A 19,417-nucleotide genomic window follows, 5' to 3' on the forward strand; every position below is an offset into this window, starting at 1 on the left:
TGCTAATATGATAACGATTATCATTATTTGCAAGATTTTATGTCTAGTTACTTACAGCTTTTGAAGAAAGTTGATTTAGCGATTATTGGTGCTGGCCCTCACGCTTTAACTCTAGTTAGTTATTTACTACAGAAAAGACAAAAAATCCGCTCTAGAATAGCGGTGTTCGATCCTAGTGGTAAATGGATGAGTGGGTGGGAGCATCAGTTTGCTGCATTGGAAATACCCCATTTGCGTTCTCCTGCTGTTCATCACCCAGAACCCAATCCTTTTGCATTACGAAAGTTCGCAGAGTCCGGCTCGAATGAGTTTTTTCCTCCCTATGATTTACCTGGAACTAGCCTGTTTAATAATTTTTGTCAGAATATAGTCAGCCGTTGGGATTTAGATAATATGGTTGTGGGTGAAAAGGTGATGAGAATTCAACCAATACGCAATCCTTTATTTTCCCGGTTTCGCCTGTGGTTGAGTTCGGGGAAATCAATTGTAGCTCGGAGAGTGGTATTCGCAACTGGTAGCAGTCAAGTACAAATACCAGATTGGGTAAGTCAAATTCATCAAAATTATTCAGAAGATAAAATTTGTCATTCTCATGCAGTAGATTTACGCAAGTTAACTTTAGCTAATCAAAAGCTGTTGATTGTAGGTGGAGGTTTAACCAGCGGACATTTAGCGATAGGTGCAATATCTCGCGGTGCTAAAGTGGTGATATCGATGCGACGAAAGTTACAAGAGAAGATATTTGATGCGGATGCTGGTTGGTTGGGGCCAAAATATCTCAAAGGATTTTTTGCCGAGTCAGATTTTGCAAAGCGTTTTGCAATGATTCAACAAGCTCGTAACGGTGGTTCGATGACTCCTGCTATGGGAATTAAGCTGCGACAACAAGTGCGTCATGGTAAGCTAAAAATCCAGGAGAATACTCAAGTCGTCGAAGCTGAGTGGGTAGATAATCAATGGCTGGTGAAATTTGACGATGGGAATTGCGATCGCTTTGATCGGATTTGGTTATCCACTGGAACCCGTTTCGATGTGAATTGCGAACCTTTGTTAAAGGAAGTTTTAGAGATGTATCCAATTCCTGCGATCGACGGTCTACCTATTTTAGATGATAATTTGCAGTGGCGGGGTTGTTCGTTATTTATTATGGGTGGGTTAGCAGCTTTGCAAATCGGACCAACAGCCCGAAATTTATCGGGTGCAAGAATGGCAAGCGATAAAATGCTTAAAGCAATTATCAAATCTAATGTTGCTCAAAATCAAGCTAAAACTGCTTGAAAATTCAATATTTATAATTATTTTCTACCATAAAAGTAGCGAAAGAACCATATTTTTTACCATTTACCATCCGGACAATTAGAAGCTTCAAGATTAGCTTTTACCATCATAAAGCATCCGCAAACAGTACAGCGTTTTTCTGGAGCATCAAATTTTTCGCAAGTTGAACATATTTTTAATCTGTCTTCTACAGTCTTATTTTCTGCTAAAACTCTATCGCCACATAAGCCTTGCTTTGCTGTTTTATATGCTTCGGAAAAAAGGCTTTTTAACATTCTAGAATTACTGGGATAAGCTGATTTTGAGGAATTGAACATTTTCCAAATTTTCCTTATTCAAAACGATTTTAATATAGCATATTAATTGAGAATAAGAATCATTTTTATATAATATCTTTCTTTAGGAAGACATATTGTTATTTTTAATTTTTGAAACAAACTTATCAATATGACTAATTCAGATTATGGATATAATCATCTACTTTGATTAGTAAAAAATAAATCCTGAAGAATGTAGTTTCTCCAGAATATTGTAGTAAATATATTGGTTCTTGTTATTGTTTTACCAATAATTAACTAATCAAGAAACGAGTTACAGGAGTAAACTTAAAAAATGCATACTCGTACCATATTGTCCAAATAAAGTCTCTAATCCAGGTGGTTCGCATTTCGGGACGAATCTGGTAATCAAAAGCGCTATCGGTACTACCAACTCTGGTCATTGCGTGATTGCATCCACAACCATGCTCTTGGAAAAAGCCATGTTTAGAAGATATACTTTGCACCGTTAATTGAATAGGAAATACTTTTTGTCCGTGTAAAGAAGCATCCCACGCACGAGCATTGTTTTTATCTGGCTCAGAAAATCTTAAGGGACGAATTTCTGATACTTCTTTTCTGTAAATAGGTGCTAAGTGTACGTGATAAAAAGATGCGGGTAAGTCGTATCCGAACTCTTCAAAAAGAGCTTTACTTATATCTACTATCTTCTTACGTTCGCTGTAATCTTTTTCTACAGAAATTTCCTTTTCAATTAAGTCAAAGTCGGGATATTTCTCAACTTTAAAATCTTCACCATAAAACTCAAGCGCTTCCCAAGCAAGACTACCAAAAATTTCGCAAAAAGCAGGCTTGAGATGTGCTGAATTTTTAGATTCATTAAACAAATCTACATCCCCATTCGACATTTTGTGAAGAAATAATTGTGCCATCTTCACATATGCTGGAGAATCGGAAAGCTTTGTATTTGACTTTCCCGTATAAATATCTTGCCAAGATTGAGGAAGCATATCTACAGGTATTGCTTGTTCGCCTTCAATAAAACACGCATTATCATTATTGTCTGAAGGTAAATCCTTGATAGCGGCAGGGAAATTTACTGCGTTGATGTTACTAACAGTTTCTTTAACAAGATTCTCACTAAATTCTAGTGACATTTTTCTCCTATATTGAGCTAAGTAGCTTGATAGACTCGCCGCAAACAATGATAATCATTATCGCACAGATGTTTGACGTTACTTAACATAAAGTAATAATGTCTAAAATGGATTTTTCAACCAAAACCAAGCCCACGACTAGCTTTAGACCAAATCATTACTTCTCCATTTTGACCTCCCGCAGCAATTTTATTACCTTGGGGGTGCCATGCAACAGAAGAAAAACCCTTGTCAGCACCTTGGAAAGTTTGCGCGATTTTTTTGGCATTCTTCCATAAACAAAGCCAACTGTCAGCAGCAGCAGAAGCAAGCATCAAACTATCGGGTGCAAATTCTATTGCTTCAACAGTACTAAAGTGGTTGCTTAATATAGTCGCACCCCAACCCAAAGATGCATCATCTTGTTTTTCCCAGACGACTATACCTTCGGCGCTAGAAGATGCTAGTAAAGGTTCTTTTTTTGATGTGCTAACTTTTGACCATGCTAAATGACGTATTTTACCGGGGAAACCATGCATTAACCAAGGTTCGGCTTGTTTAGCATTCATAATAAAATCTGTGTCTAATACACAGATGGTTTTATCTATGTTACCCGAAGCTAGGTATTTACCATCCCCAGACCAAGCAACAACCGCACTTGCAGATGGTATGCTAAAAAAATAGGGGTCTTCATCCCATTCATCAGAACGCCAAATTTTTACACCTTGATAACCAGCAATGGCAAGAAATTTACCATCAGAACTCCAGTCAATACTTAGTACCGAAGATGTTTCAAAATTTAAGGTGACGACAATCTCTTGAATGTCTGCGTTCCAAATCTGTACGTAACGATTTAAACTGAAAGCTAGAAGATTTTCGCGGGGACTCCATACTAATTTATCTACCCAAGCTGGAGCATTGTCTAAAGTAGTAATAAGTTGGTTATTAGAAATATGCCATATTTTTACTTTACCATCCTGTCCGCCAACAGCAATAAATTGTCCATCCGCAGAAAAATTCATTCCATCAATCGAAGTATTTGTTGCTTCTTGTAAAGCAATCAACTTATTCTCAACAAAAAGCTTTACTTCCCCAGCCGCAGAAATCATCGCTAGAATATCACCATTCGGCGACCAATTTACAGCGGTTGTATAATCAGAAAGTATACAATTCCAATCCAAATCAAAAGTAGACTTAATAGTTTTCATATTTTACCTTTTATACTTACAAAAAAATAGGCGTTGCTGAATCTTCTTTCAAAATGTAGATTTTATACTTCAAATAAAACACTTTTATTCATACACTAAATTAGCAACGCCAAAAATTATTTCACAACTGTTAATTGTTAACTGAAACTAGACCATACAAGCTAAAAAATCTTTTCTTAACTGAGTTTCATCTAAATTACGACCAATAAATACCAGTTCATTCTTGCGTTTTTCGCCTTCTTTCCACAAACGGTCTTCCTTACCATCTAATAACATATGCACTCCTTGGAAAACAAACCTGGCATCTTCTCCAAAAATATTTAGAATACCTTTCATCCGGAAAATATCTTGACCTTTGGTTTGGAGTAAATTACTCAACCACTGATTTAATTTATTTCCGTCTAATTCTCCTTGTTCTACCAAAGCGATAGAATAAACTGTTTCATCATGTTCGTGAGCATCTTCACCCAAAAATTCTGGGTCAATTTCCAAGGCTCGATCTAAATCAAACGCTTGTACTCCTAAGAGTGCATCCATTTCTAGCTCAGAATTGCGGGTGCGGTAAATTTTTGCGATCGCATTCATTCCCCGGATGCGGTTTTCTAATTCATCAAGTTGTTCTGGAGCTACTAGATCGGTTTTATTTAGTAAAATTACATCTGCAAAAGCAATCTGTTCTTGGGCTTCATCTGCATCCCAATGCTGCCAAATATGCTTAGCATCAACTACCGTAACTACAGCATCTAAGTTTAGTTTTTCCCGCATATCTTCATCGACAAAGAACGTCTGAATTACAGGAGCCGGGTCGGCTAATCCAGTAGTTTCAATGACTAAGTGGTCAAATTTGTCACGACGTTTCATCAAGTTAGCAATGATCCGAATTAAATCACCGCGTACCGTACAGCAGATGCAGCCATTATTCATTTCAAAAATTTCTTCATCAGCATCGACAACCAACTGATTATCAATCCCAACTTCCCCAAACTCATTGACTATCACCGCGACTTTCTTACCGTGTTCGTGGGTGAGAATCCGATTGAGTAAAGTTGTTTTTCCTGCTCCTAAGTAACCAGTCAAAACAGTTACCGGGACTGTATCTAATGTTTGGGCAGTCATTCTCTTTTTTCTGGATAATGAATATCATTATCATCATATGGTACTACATAGTTACGCGACTGAATAATTTAATCCCTGGTTTTACTAATAGCTCAACTACTTTACTCGTTAGTGGTGCAGTCACCTTAACTTTTTGGTCGGGCAAAGTTTCAATTTGGCCTGTAGTTTTTATACCTACATCCAATCGTTGTTTTTTCGCAGGCTCAACTTTAATACCTAATCGATTGGCAGTATCAGCGTCAACTTCAATTGAACTTGTAGTTTCAGATTCACTGACGCTTTAAAATTCGTCCCCATGTCCGCTATGTGCCAGTACTACCGACGGAGATGCAAGCAAAGATAGCTTAATAGCGTGCTAAAAACATCACGAATTACCGTAGATTCTGGGAAGCGGGAGGATTTAAGCATAGTAATCAATAATATTAGCTAGAAAAAGAAATTATATTTATAAAAATTTTTAACCAAAATAGGCTTGGTATTTAGTGTATTTTTCGGCACTTGATTACTAGTGTGACATTGCAATATGAAATTAGGATGAAATCAACAGTAATGACAAATGGTGCGTGACGCTATAGTTTGATTACTACGTATAATATTTATTCAAGCGTCACACAGCGTACATATTATGAACCTCCCCGATATTTTTGTAAAAACTAACTCAAAGTTGCAATTAACTTTATGACTCGTTGTTTAACTTCCTCGCGAATACGACGATATGTTTCAATATCTCCGCCTTCTGGGTCATCTAATTGCCAATCTTCAAAGATATCTCTTGTCACCCATTCTGGTGGTAAATTTACACCGCAACCGCATAAAGAAATCACCGCATCATAATCTTCAGAATTAAAATCGCTTAAAGGTTTGGATTTTTGATTGCTGATATCAATGCCAATCTCAGACATGATTTCTACAGTTTTGGGGTCTACAAAACTCGATTCTAAACCCGAACTAGTAACGCCTATTTTACCTTCTCCTAAAGTTCGAGCGAAGGCTTCTGCCATTTGGGAACGACGAGAATTCTTTTTGCAAACAAACATAACTTTTTTCATGGTATTACCTATTTGTTGTGAGACTAAAATTTAGGCAGACAAGTATCTGCACTGATACCTGCTGTGATTGCTTCTTCTTTGCGTTCGCTGTAGCGGTTGGTCAGATAATCTACTTCAGAACGCAACAATAAAGTAAATTTGTACAATTCTTCCATGACATCGATTATGCGATCGCGATAAGGCGAATCTTTCATGGTTCCGTCTTCGTTAAATTCTTGGTAAGCTTTAGCAACGGAAGATTGATTAGGAATGGTAAACATCCGCATCCAACGTCCTAAAAGCCGCATTGAATTCACAGCATTAAAAGATTGAGAACCACCACTGACTTGCATGACAGCTAAAGTTCTACCTTGAGTTGGTCTAACGGCTCCTATACTTAAAGGAATCCAATCAATTTGATTTTTGAGAATACCAGTAAGATTACCGTGCATTTCTGGAGATGACCAAACTTGACCTTCCGACCATAAGCTTAATTCCCGTAATTCTTGAACTTTAGGATGTGATTCGGGTACGCTACCCCGAATTGGTAATTCATGGGGATGAAAAAACTTGACTTCCGCACCAAATCCAGCAATGATTCGGGCTGCTTCTTCTGCTGCAAGCCGACTGTAAGAACGCTCTCGTAAGGAGCCATATAAAAATAAAATCCTGGGTGGATGATTGAAATCGGTCATAATATTTAATTAACGGAAATTTGGAAAGATTGCTGTTTTACCCAACATTGCGACCGATTACTATTTAAACGACTTTATACTTACCTTGATGAACTATCATTATTCATCCGCACAATTAGAGGAGGGCGTGGATCTCGTAAAGTCGCCTTTTCTGGTTCTCGTGGAAACCAAGCAGCAGTACGCTTACAAAATTCAACCAACATCAACATCAATGGCACTTCAATCAAAACGCCTACCACTGTTGCCAAGGCTGCACCGGAATTCAAGCCAAACAGCATCACCGCCGTAGCAATAGCGACTTCAAAGTGATTGCTAGCGCCAATCAAAGCAGCAGGTGCGGCATCTTCGTAAGATAAATCCAGTTTTAGCGCTGCTACATATGCAATCAAGAAAATGAAGTTAGTTTGAATAAATAGTGGTACGGCAATTAATAAGATGTGCAGGGGATTCTCGACAATTAATTCACCCTTAAAGGCAAACAGCAGTACCAAAGTTAACAGTAAAGCGGTAATGGAAATCGGAGTTAGATATTTTAAAAATCGCCTCTCAAACCATTCCTCACCTTTGTTTTTCAAAATCCAGTAACGGCTGAATATCCCGGCTATTAAGGGCAATCCTACATAAATTATCACCGATAAGACAATAGTTTGCCAAGGAACTGTTAAATTGTTCGCTGCCAGCAACCATCTACCTAAAGGTGCGTATAAAAACAGCATTGCCAGAGAATTTACCGCCACCATTACCAAAGTATGTCCTTGGTTGCTGTAAGAAAGATATCCCCACATCAACACCATTGCAGTACAAGGGGCAATTCCTAACAAAATCGTCCCCGCAATATAGGAATTTGACAGCGCAACTTCGCTACCGCGAATTATTTCACTTCCCTCAATCAAAGGACGAAATAACCATCCCAAGAAAAACTGAGCAAACGCTACCATCGTAAATGGTTTAATCAACCAGTTGATTACTAAAGTCAGAATTACAGGTTTAGGAGCGCGAATGGCATGAACAGCCTGGGTAAAGTCAATTTTTACCATGATGGGATACATCATGAAAAACAAACATGTCGCGATGGGAATGGATACTTGAAACACGCTCATAGCATCTAATGCCGTTGCTATCCCAGGAAACATTTTCCCTAATCCAATCCCGGCAATGATGCAGAAAAACACCCAAACTGTAAGGTATTTTTCAAAAAAACTCAGATTACTTCCAGCTTTTACTGGCGCTTTACTGGCTTGAGAATTATTTGTACTCATCTGTCTAACCTCCTTTATATCTACAGCTAATCGCTAAAACTCGGCTCGTTTTCGCAAGACTTCACCGATAGTTAAGTCGAGTCGGGCTTCTCCCTCAAATACAGTTCCTGCTTTACCTGTAGTAAAATGAACCTTGTCTAGGTAGTAAGCATCTTCGGGTAAAGCTACATACCCTACAGAACTAACTACTTGCGGCGCTTTTTCGATATAGAAATTTACAAAGTCTCTCACCCCTTCTTTTTGTTGAGCTGACTTAGTATTTACGTAGATAAACAAAGGGCGAGAAAGTGGTTGATATTCTGCTTTTTCAACAGTTTCTCTCGAAGGTAATACTACTCCTTTACCGCTATCTATCCCCAAAGCTTTCAGTTTATCTTGGTTTTGTTCGTAATACGCATAGCCAAAGAAACCTAATGCATTAGGATCTTTACTGATACCAGAAACTAGAACCTCATCGTCTTCACTGGCTGTATAGTCGTTACGAATATCTCCAGATTTTCCAACTACCGCTTCTGTAAAGTAGTCATAAGTACCCGATTTATCCCCAGCACCATATAAATTCAATGGTTTATCGGGAAAAGAAGCACGTACCTGTTTCCAATTGGTAATCTTTCCTTGGGCTGATGGCTGCCAAATTTTATTTAATTCCTCTATAGTGATATCTTTTGCCCATGTATTTTGGGGATTCACCGCTACAGTCAAAGCATCAAAAGCTATAGGTAGCTCGGTAAATATTACGCCATTAGCAGTACAGGCTTTCAATTCCTGCTTCAAAATCGGACGCGAAGCGTTACTGATATCTGTTTCTCCTTTACAAAATCTTTCAAAGCCACCTGTAGTACCGGAAACATCTACTTGGACTTGTGCTTGATTCTGTTCTTGGAAATCTTTAGCTATAGCCTCTGTAATTGGATATACCGTACTCGAACCATCAATTTTTATCGTCGCTTCAGAATTACTAACTTCAGTTGCTGTCTGCTGTGGCTGAGTTTTGCTAAAAGTGCTGGATGTGTTGGTACAACTAGCCGTCAAAACTAATACTCCCAGCATCAGAGCGATTTTTCTTGCTGTTGCTTTCATAGTATGTACTTATGTTGACCTCAAGGGGATATTCCCATCATTTCAAAAAATCTTGATATATCAAGTAAACGATATCACAATACCAGAGAATGAATCAAAAAAAATTGATATGTATGTTAAGAATCTTTACAAGAAGGCGCAGGTAATATTTGGTTGACGAGATGGTATTGTGCGAGGTAATGCTCTAGAACCTGGAACTGAGGCGAATTGAGACTGTAATAAATCCAGCGTCCTTCTTGACGAGCATAAACTAAGTCAGCCTCTCTAAGATTTTTGAGATGAAAAGATAACTTAGATTGACTTACCCGTAAAACATCGCACAAGGCACACACACACATTTCTTGTTTTCTCAGTAATTGCAAAACTTTAATCCGCAGTGGATCGGAAAGAGCATGAAAGCCAGCAATGATGATATTGTCCGTATAAGTAACTTGCATTGCTGTAAGTTTAAATTATTGAACTGCATTTCTATCTTAATTTACATTTGATGCGAAATTTTTTGCTGAAACTACCTTGCTCCGCTTTTGTTTTTAGATATGTATATTTAAAGACGAAATAACTTTTAAAAGTAGATGAAACCGCAAGCTGAATATTAAAAGTGCAATTTATAGAAACCTAACAAAATTTCATAATGATGGGAATGATGGAGCAGATGAATCAGTGCATGGGAGAAAATGCTGGGATAAAAGGAAACTCCAACCATCAAAAATGAGAGCAAATGTGTACATAAGGGAATGAGACCAGGAGAAGCTTTTGAAGCCGCCGAGAAGCTAGGCTTTGACCTTATAAAAGCATAAATACATATAAATATGAAATCAGCATGAAATAGGAGTATTTCTTTTGGTATAAATTTTATTTAACTCTAATGATAGACGCGAAACAAAGGAGAAATTACCTATCAATGTGTAAGTATCTATGTTGAAACAGGAAATAAAATTATGCTTTTAGTTCACGAAAAATACCAATCTAGCTTTTGATTAGTGGAATGCGAACATGGGTATGTCAGACATGGTGCAGTGCGCTCGTAGCTGTCTAGATTGTGCAGAAATCTGTCGTACTGCGGCAACGTATATGGCGCGTGGTTGGCAACAGGTTACAACGTAATTGCGATTGCTTTAGCCGCAGGGGTACTGTATGCTTGGAGATTTTTACTTTCTCCAGCGATCGGGGCATTATTAATGAGTTTATCAACGGTGGTTGTGGGAATTAATGCTGTTATGTTGCGACGAGCAAAGTTGGCTTAGGGATTGTTAGTTGATAGTTGTTTATTACTAACCTTAATTAGAAAACTTTTACCCAAAAATTGAAATTCTGGAGAAATAAAATGGCACTGGTTTTAAAACAAATTAACGCACCAGGGCTTGCTCAGCTATCTTACTTAATCGGTGATGATAAAGCAGGTGTGGTGGCTGTAGTCGATCCGCAGCGCGATGCTGATGTATATCTACAAATGGCGAGAAAAGTTGGCTTGATAATTACTCATATTATTGAAACTCATATTCATGCCGATTTTGTTTCCGGTTCTCACGAACTCAAAGCCAGAACGGGTGCTACTATTTACGGTGGAAAAAGTAATGATTATGAGTTTGATTTACACCAGTTGACTGAAGGTAATGAGTTAAGACTTGGTAAAATTACTCTCCGCGTTTTGCAAACACCCGGACATACCCCAGAACACATTTGTTTGCAGATATTTGATGCTCAACAAGGTGAAGAACCATTTGGTTTATTTACTGGCGATACTCTGTTTAATTTAGATGTAGGAAGACCGGATTTACTCGGTACGGGTACGGAGAAAAAACAAGCCGCACAACTTTATCATTCGCTGTTTGATAAGCTGTTACCTTTGGGAGATAGAATCGAAATTTACCCCTGTCACGGCGCGGGTTCGGCTTGCGGACGTTCGATCGGAGACAGAAAACAAAGTACTATCGGTAACGAACGAGTTTTTAGTCAAGCTTTTAAGGAAAGAACGGAGTCGGAGTTTATCGAGTGGATTTTAAGCGGAATGCCAGAACCACCCACTTACTATTCTTATCTGAAGAAAGTTAATGCTAAAGGTGCAAAAGTGTTGGGATGCGTACCGACTTTACCACCGCTATCGGTTGAGGAATTCCAACAACAGATGCAGGATGAAAACATCGTAATTATTGATACCCGCTCAATTCTGGCTTTTGGTGGCGGACATATCCCCGGTGCAATCAATATTGCTTTAACCTCATCATTTCCAGCTTGGATTGGCTGGATGATCTCACCGGATAAAACTATTTTGCTGGTGGTGGAGAGCGAGCGAGATATATCTTTGGTGGTAGAACATCTCTTCCGTATTGGTTATGACAACTGTGCTGGATATTTACATGATGGAATGACAAGTTGGCAAAATGCTGGATTACCTTTACAAGATCTAGGGGAGTGGACTGTAAACGAGTTAAATCAACACAAAGAAGATTCTAATTTGACGGTGTTAGATGTCCGCAGCGACGGCGAATATCAAAATGGTTATGTACCGGGAGCAAAACATATTTATGTACCGCATCTAAAAGAACATTTAGATGAATTGGATAAAAATCAAACAGTTGCTACTTACTGTGGTAGTGGTTATCGGGCTTCAATCGCTGCGAGTATTTTACAAAAACACGGTTTTGAGAACGTTATTAATATACCCGGTTCGTGGATTGCTTGGAAAAGTGAAAATTTACCAGTAGAAAAACCAGCGTAAATTTTGGAAATTCAATCGTAGTAATTTTAAGATTATCTTTACAAAGGGGAAGTAAGATGAATGCTTATGAAAATTTTCATCAAATTGTATTAAAGGAAACAGTCTCGCCGCCGACTACTGTAATTGAAGCAGTTAAAAATGAGAAAACCCCTACTAATAGCGGCTCATTAGTAGGAATGGGTTTTTTATTCTTTCTAGCTTTGGTGATAACTTTAATCAAATGGTGCGACATTGGCAAGTCGCCAGAAGAAGGTTTTTTCAAGATTCGTTTTAATCATAAAACTCCTTGTTCAAAATGCCGCTACTTTAATAATAATTCTTACCTAAAGTGTGCGGTACAGCCAGAAAAAGTGATGACGAAAGAAGCAAAGGATTGTCAGGATTACTGTCCTTGAAATAAATCCCCATGAATAATATTTCTAAATCAAATAAATCAAATCAAACCTTTCAATTAAAAGATGGTCGTCAGATGGGATATGCCGAATTTGGCGACCCGAATGGAAAACCCGTGTTCTTTTTCCACACTACACCAGGAGCGAGGTTATTTCCTCATTTTGACGAATCTATTGCGACTGCTTTAACAACTCGAATTATTACCATTGAGCGTCCAGGATATGGTTTGTCAGACTTTCAGCCAGATAATACGTTAGTGAATTGGACTCAAGACGTAGTTCAATTTGCTGATTTTTTGAACATTGAGCAATTTGTTGTTGCAGGCGTGTCTGGAGGTGGACCTTACGCTCTTGCTTGTGCATCCGAAATCCCCGAAAGGATTATACGGGTTGGTGTTATTAGCAGTCTGTCTCCCCTTAATGTCTCTCACTTTACTGAAGGAACGAACGCGATTAACCGAGTTTTAATAGGGATAGCGCACTATACCCCTTTTCTTCTAAAACCTTTGTTGAGTCCAATCGCACTAATAGGACGCAAAAATCCGCAAAAGTTATTTGATTATGGGCTGAGAAATTATTTTCCCGTACACGACCAAAAGGTTTTATTTCGGCCTGCGGTGCGAGATATGTTTTTAGAACACTTGCCTCAAGCTTTTCATCAGGGAGCTCGTGGATTTGCCTTAGATATGAACATTTTTGCCGAATCTTGGGGCTTTCAACTCAAGAATATCTCACCAAAAGTCTACCTTTGGCATGGCGAGAAAGATGAAAATGTTACTTTGAGTGCTGGGCGATATCTTGCAAATACTATTCCCAACTGTGAAGCTCGTTTTTATCCCGATGAAGGACATCTGTTGATATTTGACCATTGGCAAAAAATTCTTACCACTTTAGTTAGTTAACTTGTTTGTTTTCTGCTTTATTACCGATTAATTAATGTCGAACGGATGCTAGCTGATTCAGATGCATTCTTAATCTTATGTAGTCAATTTAATCCAACATATTTAGGAATAAACAAACCCATGACTAATTGTACTGAAACTCTTGAAGGATACGTTGTTGATATTATCTGCATTCGGAAATACCCTAGCAATGAAATGGTCGAACGTGCCCGCGCTCACACTCGTGATTGCGGTTTAGCCGGACATTGCGCTGAAAGTGGCTACGGTTTGATAGATGAAGAAGGAAGAGTTGTATTGTTAGATCCAAAAGCCACACTACAGGTGGTTAACGAAATACGCAATAGCGATCGCGATCGGGGGATTAAATTACAGGTGAAGCGCGAAATGCAGACTGGTGGGGAAATGGGGACGGTTGAAGTTAAGGAGGTTCAGCAATATTAAGACAAATTCAACTGTTACGTTGTTTTGCGTCACCGTTGGAATTATTATGTAGTCGCTTTTGCTGACTATATGATGTATCAATGGAGTGAAATAGTACCGGTTCCAGAGAATTTTTTTTAATAGGAGCCTTTTGGAACAATTAAGTACCATTAGGCAGAGTTATTTTGGAAAAAATTTAACCAAAATTAGTTTTGTACTTTACTTTTATCTAATGAATAACTCAAATAACTACACAATCATTCTTGGTGGTGGATTTGTCGGATTATTTACCGTCCTTCATTTGCGACAGCAAAATTATGAAAAACCAATTATCCTAATTGACCAAAATAAACGTTTTACTTTCAAACCCTTACTCTATGATTTACTAAGTCAGGAATTAGATGAATCACAAGTTTGTCCTCACTACACGGATTTACTCAAAGATAGCGGTGTAAAGTTTGTACCAGCAGAAGTGCAGGAAATTGATTTGCATTCTCGAAAAGTTAAAATCAACTCCACTCAAGAATATAGTTATGAAAATTTAGTTTTAGCTTTAGGTAATCCTACTGGTTATTTTGGGGTTGAAGGAGCCAAAGAAAATACTTTTGCTTTCCGCGACTATGAAGATGCGATCGCCCTACAAAAACATCTAATAAACTGCCTCCAGCAAGCAATCCAAACAACTGATGTTCAAAAGCGCCGCCATCTTTTAACGGTAGCAATTGTAGGTGCTGGTCCTAGCGGAGTAGAATTAGCAGCAACTTTGGCTGATGTTGTTCCTAACTGGTATATGGAAATGGGGGGCATGAAAGAGGAAGTTCGTATTGTTATTATCAATCGTGGTTCTCAAATTCTTTCGGGTGATACCAATAAAGGTTTACAGGAAGTAGCTGAAACAGCATTACGAAATCGCAATATTGCCGTTGAATTACAGATGAATGCTTCGGCAACCAAAATTGAAAAAGAACGCTTAGAATTTGAACGCAACGAACATCATGAATCCCTTGAAGCTGCAACTATTATTTGGACTACAGGAACAACTACCCATCCATTAATTGAATCTCTACCAATACCATCAGAAAAACGCGACAAAAAAGGTCGATTGCAGGTTCTACCAACATTACAACTACTTGAATTTCCTTACGTCTTTGCGGGGGGAGATTGTGCAACACCAATGCAGAATTCCCAACCACCCTTAGCTCAAGTCGCTTATCAGCAGGGAGCAACAATCGCGAATAATCTCAAAGCTTTATCTATGGAAAATTCTCCGAATGATAGCAGTGTTAGTATACGCGGTTCGCTGATGAAATTCGGAGTAGGTGAAGCAGGAGCAAACTTGTTTAACAAGGCGATTATTACGGGAGAACCCGCTCACTTGATTCGTCAAAGCAGGTACTTAACAACTTTACCTACTCCAGTTCATAATTTTAAAGCCGTAACAGAATGGTTAACGGACGAGATTTTTTCTGATTAAATCTTGAAAGTAAATCTTTAGCTAAAATACATATCATATCAAGATGAAATTAAGATGAAATGTAAGTATTTCCTGAGTAGTAACTTAATAAAATATTCTTCTCAACCTTCAGCTAGATACAAAAGCTTCTAAAAATCATTTAGGTTGAAAATATTCGGTAAAAAAACGAAACTAACTTATAATTTCGCCATTTCTAGCAGCCAAGTGATTGATATCTACAGAAGTGGCAATTATTAACATTGTTTTTCAAGCCTTGAGAAGCTTGGAGAAAGCAGAAGTCTAAACATAACAGAATTACGATGAACGATAGCAACTTTTGGCAACTTTACGGTGAAGCAGCGTTAACTTCCTTGGGCTTTATCTGGAAAGCATTGTGGGCGTTTGTTGTTGGTTACATTGTTAGTAGCTGCATTCAAGTTTTTGTGACGCGAGAACGGATGAAACAGTCTATGGGGGAAGCTGGAAAAAAAAGCATAGCCCTGGGTACTTTTTTCGGTTTCATATCTAGCTCCTGTAGCTTTGCAGCTTTATCAACGACCAAATCTTTATTTAAAAAAGGTGCGGGTTTTGTTCCTGCTATTGCATTTTTGTTAGCTTCTACCAATCTTGTCATCGAGCTAGGTATTATTATTTCTATCTTTCTAGGTTGGCAATTTGTGGTAGGAGAATATATCGGGGGTATACTTTTAATTCTGCTTAGCTGGCAAATTATTAAATTTACTCGTCCTAAGAAATTGCTGCAAAAAGCCCGCCGTAAACTAAATGAAGATGAGGGAGAGGAAGAAGATAAAAAAGATTTACCAGACTGGAAAGAGAGAATTCAAAGTAAAGAAGGATGGCGAAAAGTTGCCCGTCAGTATTTTAATCCGCACCCGCATCCAAACCAGTCACTTTATCTTCCATGCTATCTCTAGCTGTTAATATTAGTACGGGTAATGGGTTGTTCCGCAGCCGTAAATATTTGCATAATTCTAAACCAGATAATCCCGGTAACAACCAATCAAAGATTGCCAATGTATATTTGTTCCAGTTATCTTGCAAACAACTCCAAGCTTCATCTCCATCCGCAACCCAGTCCTATACTACCTAGAATAATCGCACCTAATTTCAGTGATTTCATTTTTGACTCCTTGATTTTTCAGAATATAATTTATTAACGCAAAGGAACGCAGAGTGGTTTGCGGAGAAACGCAAAGAATTAAATTGAGTAGTAGTTTCTAAATGCTTATCTCCCTTTACCATTATTAAGAATACTTAAATCATCATTCGCGGTAATTTCTGAAGCGACTTTTACTTGAACTGCGGATGATTTTTGTTTGGGTATCAAATACTTACCGAATTTACTATATAAAGCTGGAAGTACTAACAGAGTTAAAGCTGTAGAAGTAAATAAACCACCTAATACAACTACCGCTAAAGGTTGCAAAATTTCCTTACCCGCACCAGTCCCAATTACTAAAGGAACCATACCTAACGCAGATGTTAGGGCTGTCATCAAAATAGCGACAAGTCTTTCGATTGAACCTTGGGAAATCACTTCCCGTAAAGGCATCCCCATCGCAAATTTGCTGTTATAGTTTTCTACAAGCAATAAACCGTTACGGGTAGCTACGCCGAATAAAGTAATAAATCCGACCATTGATGCTACTGAAAGGATACCACCACCCAAAGCTACAGACAAGACTCCTCCAACCAATGCTAAAGGTAAGTTACTCATAATGATCAAGGTTGCTGGTACTGATTTGACGGCGAAATACATTAAAACAGCAATTACAACCATTGATAAACTGCTAAATATCAATAAATTTTGGGAAGCTCGTTGTTCCGATTCAAATTGACCGCCATATTGAATAAAGTAGCCAGATGGTACTTGTACTTGTGCTTTAACTTGGGCGCGAATTTCATCTACCACAGAACCCAAGTCTCTACCAGAAACGTTTGCAGAAACAACAATTAAGCGAGAAACATTTTCTCGGTTAATGGTATTGGGACCAGTTCCGTAGTCAATTTTTGCGACTGCTGCTAAAGGTATTTTCTGTCCGTTAGGAGTATCGACAAGTAGGTTGCGAATGGTGTCTAAGTTGTTGCGTGCTTCTGGTTTTAACCACACCAACAAATCAAACAGCTGCTGTTTTTCTAATACTTGGGATACTACGCGACCATTTAAGGCAGTTTCGGTGATTTCCGATAAATCACCCACAGAAATACCGTAACGCGCCGCAGCATCGCGGTCAAACTCAATTTGCACCTGCTTTATAGGTATTTGTGGTTCTAGCTGCAAATCTACCAAACCAGGAATATCTTGCATTACAGCTTCCACTTCTTTCCCCAAACTACGTAACTCTTCAAGTTCGGAACCAAATATTTTTACGGCGATCGCACTTCTGACACCGGACAAAATTTCATCCATGCGGTGAGAAATAAAACCTCCGATAGCTGCTGCTGAACCAGGTATTTTGGCAAATTCTTCCCTAACTTTTTCTACCGTTGCTTCCCGATCTTTCATCCCTACATCGCTAATCTCGATATCGAGGTGGGTTAAGTTGACAGGTGCAGCATCCGCATCACCCGGAGCGCGTCCGGAGCGCATCTGTACTGATGCAATGCGGGGGTCATCTTTGAGTGCTGACTCAATTGCTTTTCCGGCTTGGTTGGTAACTTCCAAAGATGTACCGGGATACAGTAGCATGGAATTTACTAAAGTACGTTCCTGGAATTCCGGTAAAAACACTCGTCCCAAACTCGAAAAAATCACCATTGATGCCACAAAAACTGCAACTGCTGTCAAAATCACTACGCTGGGACGTTTGATCGAAAAATTCAACAGCGGACGGTATAATTTTTGCGACCATCTACTTACCCAAGTTTCATCATCTGGTAGTCTCTGGTTAGCTAGCAGTATGGCACACAATGCCGGAGATAAAGTCATTGCCACTAAGGTTGACGACAAAATTGATACCAAGTAAGCCCAACCCATTGGTGCAAAAATTCGACCTTCTATTCCACTTAAAGTAAAAATTGGCGCGAACACTACAACAATAATTACTGTCGAAAAAATGACGCTGGTTCGCACTTCTACAGAAGTGTCATATACCACCTGAAAAGGATGAACGGGATTTTCTGCTTGCTGGTTTTCCCGCAATCCCCGGTAGGCATTTTCCATATCAACAATAGAATCATCCACTACCGAACCGATGGCTACTACTAATCCCCCCAAGGTCATAGTATTAATACCTTGACCAAAGAAATTGAGAATCATCATCCCAATTAATACCGACAAAGGAATGGCACTCAGAGTAATCACGGCTGTACGCCAGTTCATCAAGAACATCAGCAAAATAATTGAAACAATTATTGTGCCATCCCTCAGAGAACTTGTAACATTTTGTATAGCATCATCAATAAAACTTTCCTGGCGAAAAGTAACCGTGTACTTAACATTGGCAGGTAAGCTAGGCTTGAGTTCTTCCATCGCGGCTTCAACAGCCCGACTGACAGTAGGAGTATCAGCTTGGGGCTGTTTGTTAACCATTACCACCACCGCAGGCTGAGTATTAAAACTACCATCACCCCGCTTTAATGCTGCACCAATTTGGACATCGGCAATATTACTTAAAAGTACAGGAGTACCGTCACGGGCAGTAACAACTGATTTCTGTAAATCCTCAATTGCAGTAACTCTTCCGATACCCCGAATTAATAATTCTTGGTCTGGATCGATTAAAAATCCACCAGCCGCATTATTATTAGCTTTAGCAGCAGCTGTGGTGACATCTTCTAAAGAGACATTAAAAGCTTTTAGCTTTGCAGGGTCAACTAAAACTTGATATTGGCGGATATCTCCCCCATAAGAAATTAATTGAGAAACACCCGGAACTGCGAGGAGACGATTGGTGACAACTAAGTCAACAAATCGCCTTACATCCATCATGTCAGTTTTAGTTCCTGCTTCCGAATCGATAGTAAAAGCGTATGAAAGTATTGTTCCAATAGGGGAACTAATCGGCGAAATTTGGGGTGATTCGATATTTGCAGGCAGTTTTTGCGAGGCTTGCTGCAATCTTTCGGTGACTAACTGACGCGCTTGGTAAATATCGGTTCCCCAATTAAATATAATTCTGACAACAGAAATCCCAATTCCAGAGGAAGAACGTACAGTTTCTACACCGGGAGTTCCATTTACAGCACTTTCAATTGGTAAAGTTACTAAAGATTCTACTTCTTCGGGTGCTAATCCCGGTGCTTCGGTTTGAATTTCTACTTGAGGTGGAGCAAAGTTCGGAAAAACATCCAAAGGCATTTGAGTTAGGTTGTAAACTCCTAACATCATCACAATCATTGCTCCAATTACCACCAGCCACCGTTGTACAATTGACCACTTGAGAATGCTATCGATCATGATTGTCTGCTAAATTATCTTAAATTTTATCGC

Annotated in this window: 18 protein-coding genes and 2 pseudogenes; 8 read left to right on the forward strand and 12 right to left on the reverse strand. The window is 38.8% G+C overall.

All coding sequences use genetic code 11. The features are described 5' to 3' along the window. Positions 1-39 precede the first annotated feature (39 nt). Positions 40-1,278, forward strand: a complete 1,239-nt coding sequence (locus tag ACM03V_RS08765) for an FAD/NAD(P)-binding protein (protein ID WP_414620381.1) — start codon at positions 40-42, stop codon at positions 1,276-1,278. A 56-nt stretch (positions 1,279-1,334) separates the two neighbouring features. Here ACM03V_RS08765 and ACM03V_RS08770 read toward each other — a convergent pair whose 3' ends face one another. From ACM03V_RS08770 to ACM03V_RS08815, 10 genes and pseudogenes are all read right to left on the reverse strand, one after another. Next, positions 1,335-1,595, reverse strand: a complete 261-nt coding sequence (locus tag ACM03V_RS08770) for a DUF6171 family protein (RefSeq protein ID WP_414620382.1) — start codon at positions 1,593-1,595, stop codon at positions 1,335-1,337. A gap of 254 nt (positions 1,596-1,849) precedes the next feature. Beyond that, positions 1,850-2,713, reverse strand: coding sequence for a hypothetical protein (locus ACM03V_RS08775; protein ID WP_414620383.1), 864 nt, complete (start codon positions 2,711-2,713; stop codon positions 1,850-1,852). A 116-nt stretch (positions 2,714-2,829) separates the two neighbouring features. Then, positions 2,830-3,900 (reverse strand): WD40 repeat domain-containing protein, encoded by a 1,071-nt coding sequence (locus ACM03V_RS08780; protein WP_414620384.1) that lies wholly within the window; start codon positions 3,898-3,900, stop codon positions 2,830-2,832. 147 nt (positions 3,901-4,047) lie between these two features. Continuing rightward, on the reverse strand, positions 4,048-5,016 hold the full coding sequence (locus ACM03V_RS08785; protein ID WP_414620385.1) for a CobW family GTP-binding protein: 969 nt from the start codon (positions 5,014-5,016) through the stop codon (positions 4,048-4,050). Positions 5,017-5,089: 73 nt separating this feature from the next. Then, a pseudogene (locus ACM03V_RS08790) lies at positions 5,090-5,365 on the reverse strand (efflux RND transporter periplasmic adaptor subunit); the annotation flags it as partial. A gap of 304 nt (positions 5,366-5,669) precedes the next feature. Further along, positions 5,670-6,053, reverse strand: coding sequence for an arsenate reductase, glutathione/glutaredoxin type (arsC, locus tag ACM03V_RS08795; protein WP_414620386.1), 384 nt, complete (start codon positions 6,051-6,053; stop codon positions 5,670-5,672). A 35-nt stretch (positions 6,054-6,088) separates the two neighbouring features. Beyond that, on the reverse strand, positions 6,089-6,739 hold the full coding sequence (gene arsH, locus ACM03V_RS08800; protein WP_414620387.1) for an arsenical resistance protein ArsH: 651 nt from the start codon (positions 6,737-6,739) through the stop codon (positions 6,089-6,091). A gap of 80 nt (positions 6,740-6,819) precedes the next feature. Next, on the reverse strand, positions 6,820-7,998 hold the full coding sequence (arsB, locus tag ACM03V_RS08805) for an ACR3 family arsenite efflux transporter (protein ID WP_414620388.1): 1,179 nt from the start codon (positions 7,996-7,998) through the stop codon (positions 6,820-6,822). Between the two features lie 33 nt (positions 7,999-8,031). Beyond that, complete coding sequence (locus tag ACM03V_RS08810) at positions 8,032-9,078, reverse strand: PstS family phosphate ABC transporter substrate-binding protein (protein WP_414620389.1); 1,047 nt, start codon at positions 9,076-9,078, stop codon at positions 8,032-8,034. Between the two features lie 116 nt (positions 9,079-9,194). After that, positions 9,195-9,515, reverse strand: coding sequence for an ArsR/SmtB family transcription factor (locus ACM03V_RS08815; RefSeq protein ID WP_414620390.1), 321 nt, complete (start codon positions 9,513-9,515; stop codon positions 9,195-9,197). A 600-nt stretch (positions 9,516-10,115) separates the two neighbouring features. On the opposite strand from ACM03V_RS08815, the gene ACM03V_RS08820 reads away from it, so the two are divergent. From ACM03V_RS08820 to ACM03V_RS08850, 7 genes are all read left to right on the forward strand, one after another. Further along, positions 10,116-10,322 (forward strand): hypothetical protein, encoded by a 207-nt coding sequence (locus ACM03V_RS08820; RefSeq protein ID WP_414620391.1) that lies wholly within the window; start codon positions 10,116-10,118, stop codon positions 10,320-10,322. A gap of 80 nt (positions 10,323-10,402) precedes the next feature. Beyond that, positions 10,403-11,797 (forward strand): MBL fold metallo-hydrolase, encoded by a 1,395-nt coding sequence (locus tag ACM03V_RS08825; RefSeq protein ID WP_414620392.1) that lies wholly within the window; start codon positions 10,403-10,405, stop codon positions 11,795-11,797. A 56-nt stretch (positions 11,798-11,853) separates the two neighbouring features. After that, positions 11,854-12,192 carry a hypothetical protein gene (locus ACM03V_RS08830; protein ID WP_414620393.1) on the forward strand — a complete coding sequence of 113 codons (339 nt, stop codon included), beginning with the start codon at positions 11,854-11,856 and terminating at the stop codon, positions 12,190-12,192. Positions 12,193-12,203: 11 nt separating this feature from the next. Next, positions 12,204-13,091, forward strand: a complete 888-nt coding sequence (locus ACM03V_RS08835) for an alpha/beta fold hydrolase (RefSeq protein ID WP_414620394.1) — start codon at positions 12,204-12,206, stop codon at positions 13,089-13,091. Between the two features lie 120 nt (positions 13,092-13,211). Continuing rightward, on the forward strand, positions 13,212-13,532 hold the full coding sequence (locus ACM03V_RS08840) for a hypothetical protein (protein ID WP_414620395.1): 321 nt from the start codon (positions 13,212-13,214) through the stop codon (positions 13,530-13,532). A gap of 211 nt (positions 13,533-13,743) precedes the next feature. Further along, a complete protein-coding gene (locus ACM03V_RS08845) occupies positions 13,744-14,985 on the forward strand; it encodes an NAD(P)/FAD-dependent oxidoreductase (protein ID WP_414620396.1) in 1,242 nt (413 codons plus the stop codon). Positions 14,986-15,284: 299 nt separating this feature from the next. Next, positions 15,285-15,899 (forward strand): permease, encoded by a 615-nt coding sequence (locus ACM03V_RS08850; RefSeq protein WP_414620397.1) that lies wholly within the window; start codon positions 15,285-15,287, stop codon positions 15,897-15,899. Here ACM03V_RS08850 and ACM03V_RS08855 read toward each other — a convergent pair. Together ACM03V_RS08855 and ACM03V_RS08860 are read right to left on the reverse strand one after the other, a co-directional pair. Continuing rightward, positions 15,850-16,062: pseudogene (locus ACM03V_RS08855) on the reverse strand (response regulator); the annotation flags it as partial. The gene ACM03V_RS08850 and the pseudogene ACM03V_RS08855 overlap by 50 nt on opposite strands. A 148-nt stretch (positions 16,063-16,210) precedes the next feature. Next, complete coding sequence (locus tag ACM03V_RS08860; protein ID WP_414620398.1) at positions 16,211-19,384, reverse strand: efflux RND transporter permease subunit; 3,174 nt, start codon at positions 19,382-19,384, stop codon at positions 16,211-16,213. Positions 19,385-19,417: the final 33 nt, after the last annotated feature.

Origin of the sequence: Calothrix sp. CCY 0018, assembly GCF_963920925.1 — a bacterium.
In the GTDB taxonomy this organism is placed as follows: Bacteria; Cyanobacteriota; Cyanobacteriia; order Cyanobacteriales; family Nostocaceae; genus Rivularia.

Bases quoted from the DNA above. Each gene is read 5' to 3' on its own strand.
- ACM03V_RS08850 (WP_414620397.1), top strand. From the start codon at position 15,285: ATGAACGATAGCAACTTTTGGCAACTTTACGGTGAAGCAGCGTTAACT.
- arsB (WP_414620388.1), bottom strand. From the start codon at position 7,998: ATGAGTACAAATAATTCTCAAGCCAGTAAAGCGCCAGTAAAAGCTGGA.
- ACM03V_RS08860 (WP_414620398.1), bottom strand. From the start codon at position 19,384: ATGATCGATAGCATTCTCAAGTGGTCAATTGTACAACGGTGGCTGGTG.
- ACM03V_RS08830 (WP_414620393.1), top strand. From the start codon at position 11,854: ATGAATGCTTATGAAAATTTTCATCAAATTGTATTAAAGGAAACAGTC.
- arsC (WP_414620386.1), bottom strand. From the start codon at position 6,053: ATGTTTGTTTGCAAAAAGAATTCTCGTCGTTCCCAAATGGCAGAAGCC.
- ACM03V_RS08785 (WP_414620385.1), bottom strand. From the start codon at position 5,016: ATGACTGCCCAAACATTAGATACAGTCCCGGTAACTGTTTTGACTGGT.
- ACM03V_RS08825 (WP_414620392.1), top strand. From the start codon at position 10,403: ATGGCACTGGTTTTAAAACAAATTAACGCACCAGGGCTTGCTCAGCTA.
- ACM03V_RS08770 (WP_414620382.1), bottom strand. From the start codon at position 1,595: ATGTTCAATTCCTCAAAATCAGCTTATCCCAGTAATTCTAGAATGTTA.
- ACM03V_RS08845 (WP_414620396.1), top strand. From the start codon at position 13,744: ATGAATAACTCAAATAACTACACAATCATTCTTGGTGGTGGATTTGTC.
- ACM03V_RS08815 (WP_414620390.1), bottom strand. From the start codon at position 9,515: ATGCAAGTTACTTATACGGACAATATCATCATTGCTGGCTTTCATGCT.
- ACM03V_RS08775 (WP_414620383.1), bottom strand. From the start codon at position 2,713: ATGTCACTAGAATTTAGTGAGAATCTTGTTAAAGAAACTGTTAGTAAC.
- ACM03V_RS08780 (WP_414620384.1), bottom strand. From the start codon at position 3,900: ATGAAAACTATTAAGTCTACTTTTGATTTGGATTGGAATTGTATACTT.
- ACM03V_RS08810 (WP_414620389.1), bottom strand. From the start codon at position 9,078: ATGAAAGCAACAGCAAGAAAAATCGCTCTGATGCTGGGAGTATTAGTT.
- arsH (WP_414620387.1), bottom strand. From the start codon at position 6,739: ATGACCGATTTCAATCATCCACCCAGGATTTTATTTTTATATGGCTCC.
- ACM03V_RS08765 (WP_414620381.1), top strand. From the start codon at position 40: ATGTCTAGTTACTTACAGCTTTTGAAGAAAGTTGATTTAGCGATTATT.
- ACM03V_RS08835 (WP_414620394.1), top strand. From the start codon at position 12,204: ATGAATAATATTTCTAAATCAAATAAATCAAATCAAACCTTTCAATTA.
- ACM03V_RS08840 (WP_414620395.1), top strand. From the start codon at position 13,212: ATGACTAATTGTACTGAAACTCTTGAAGGATACGTTGTTGATATTATC.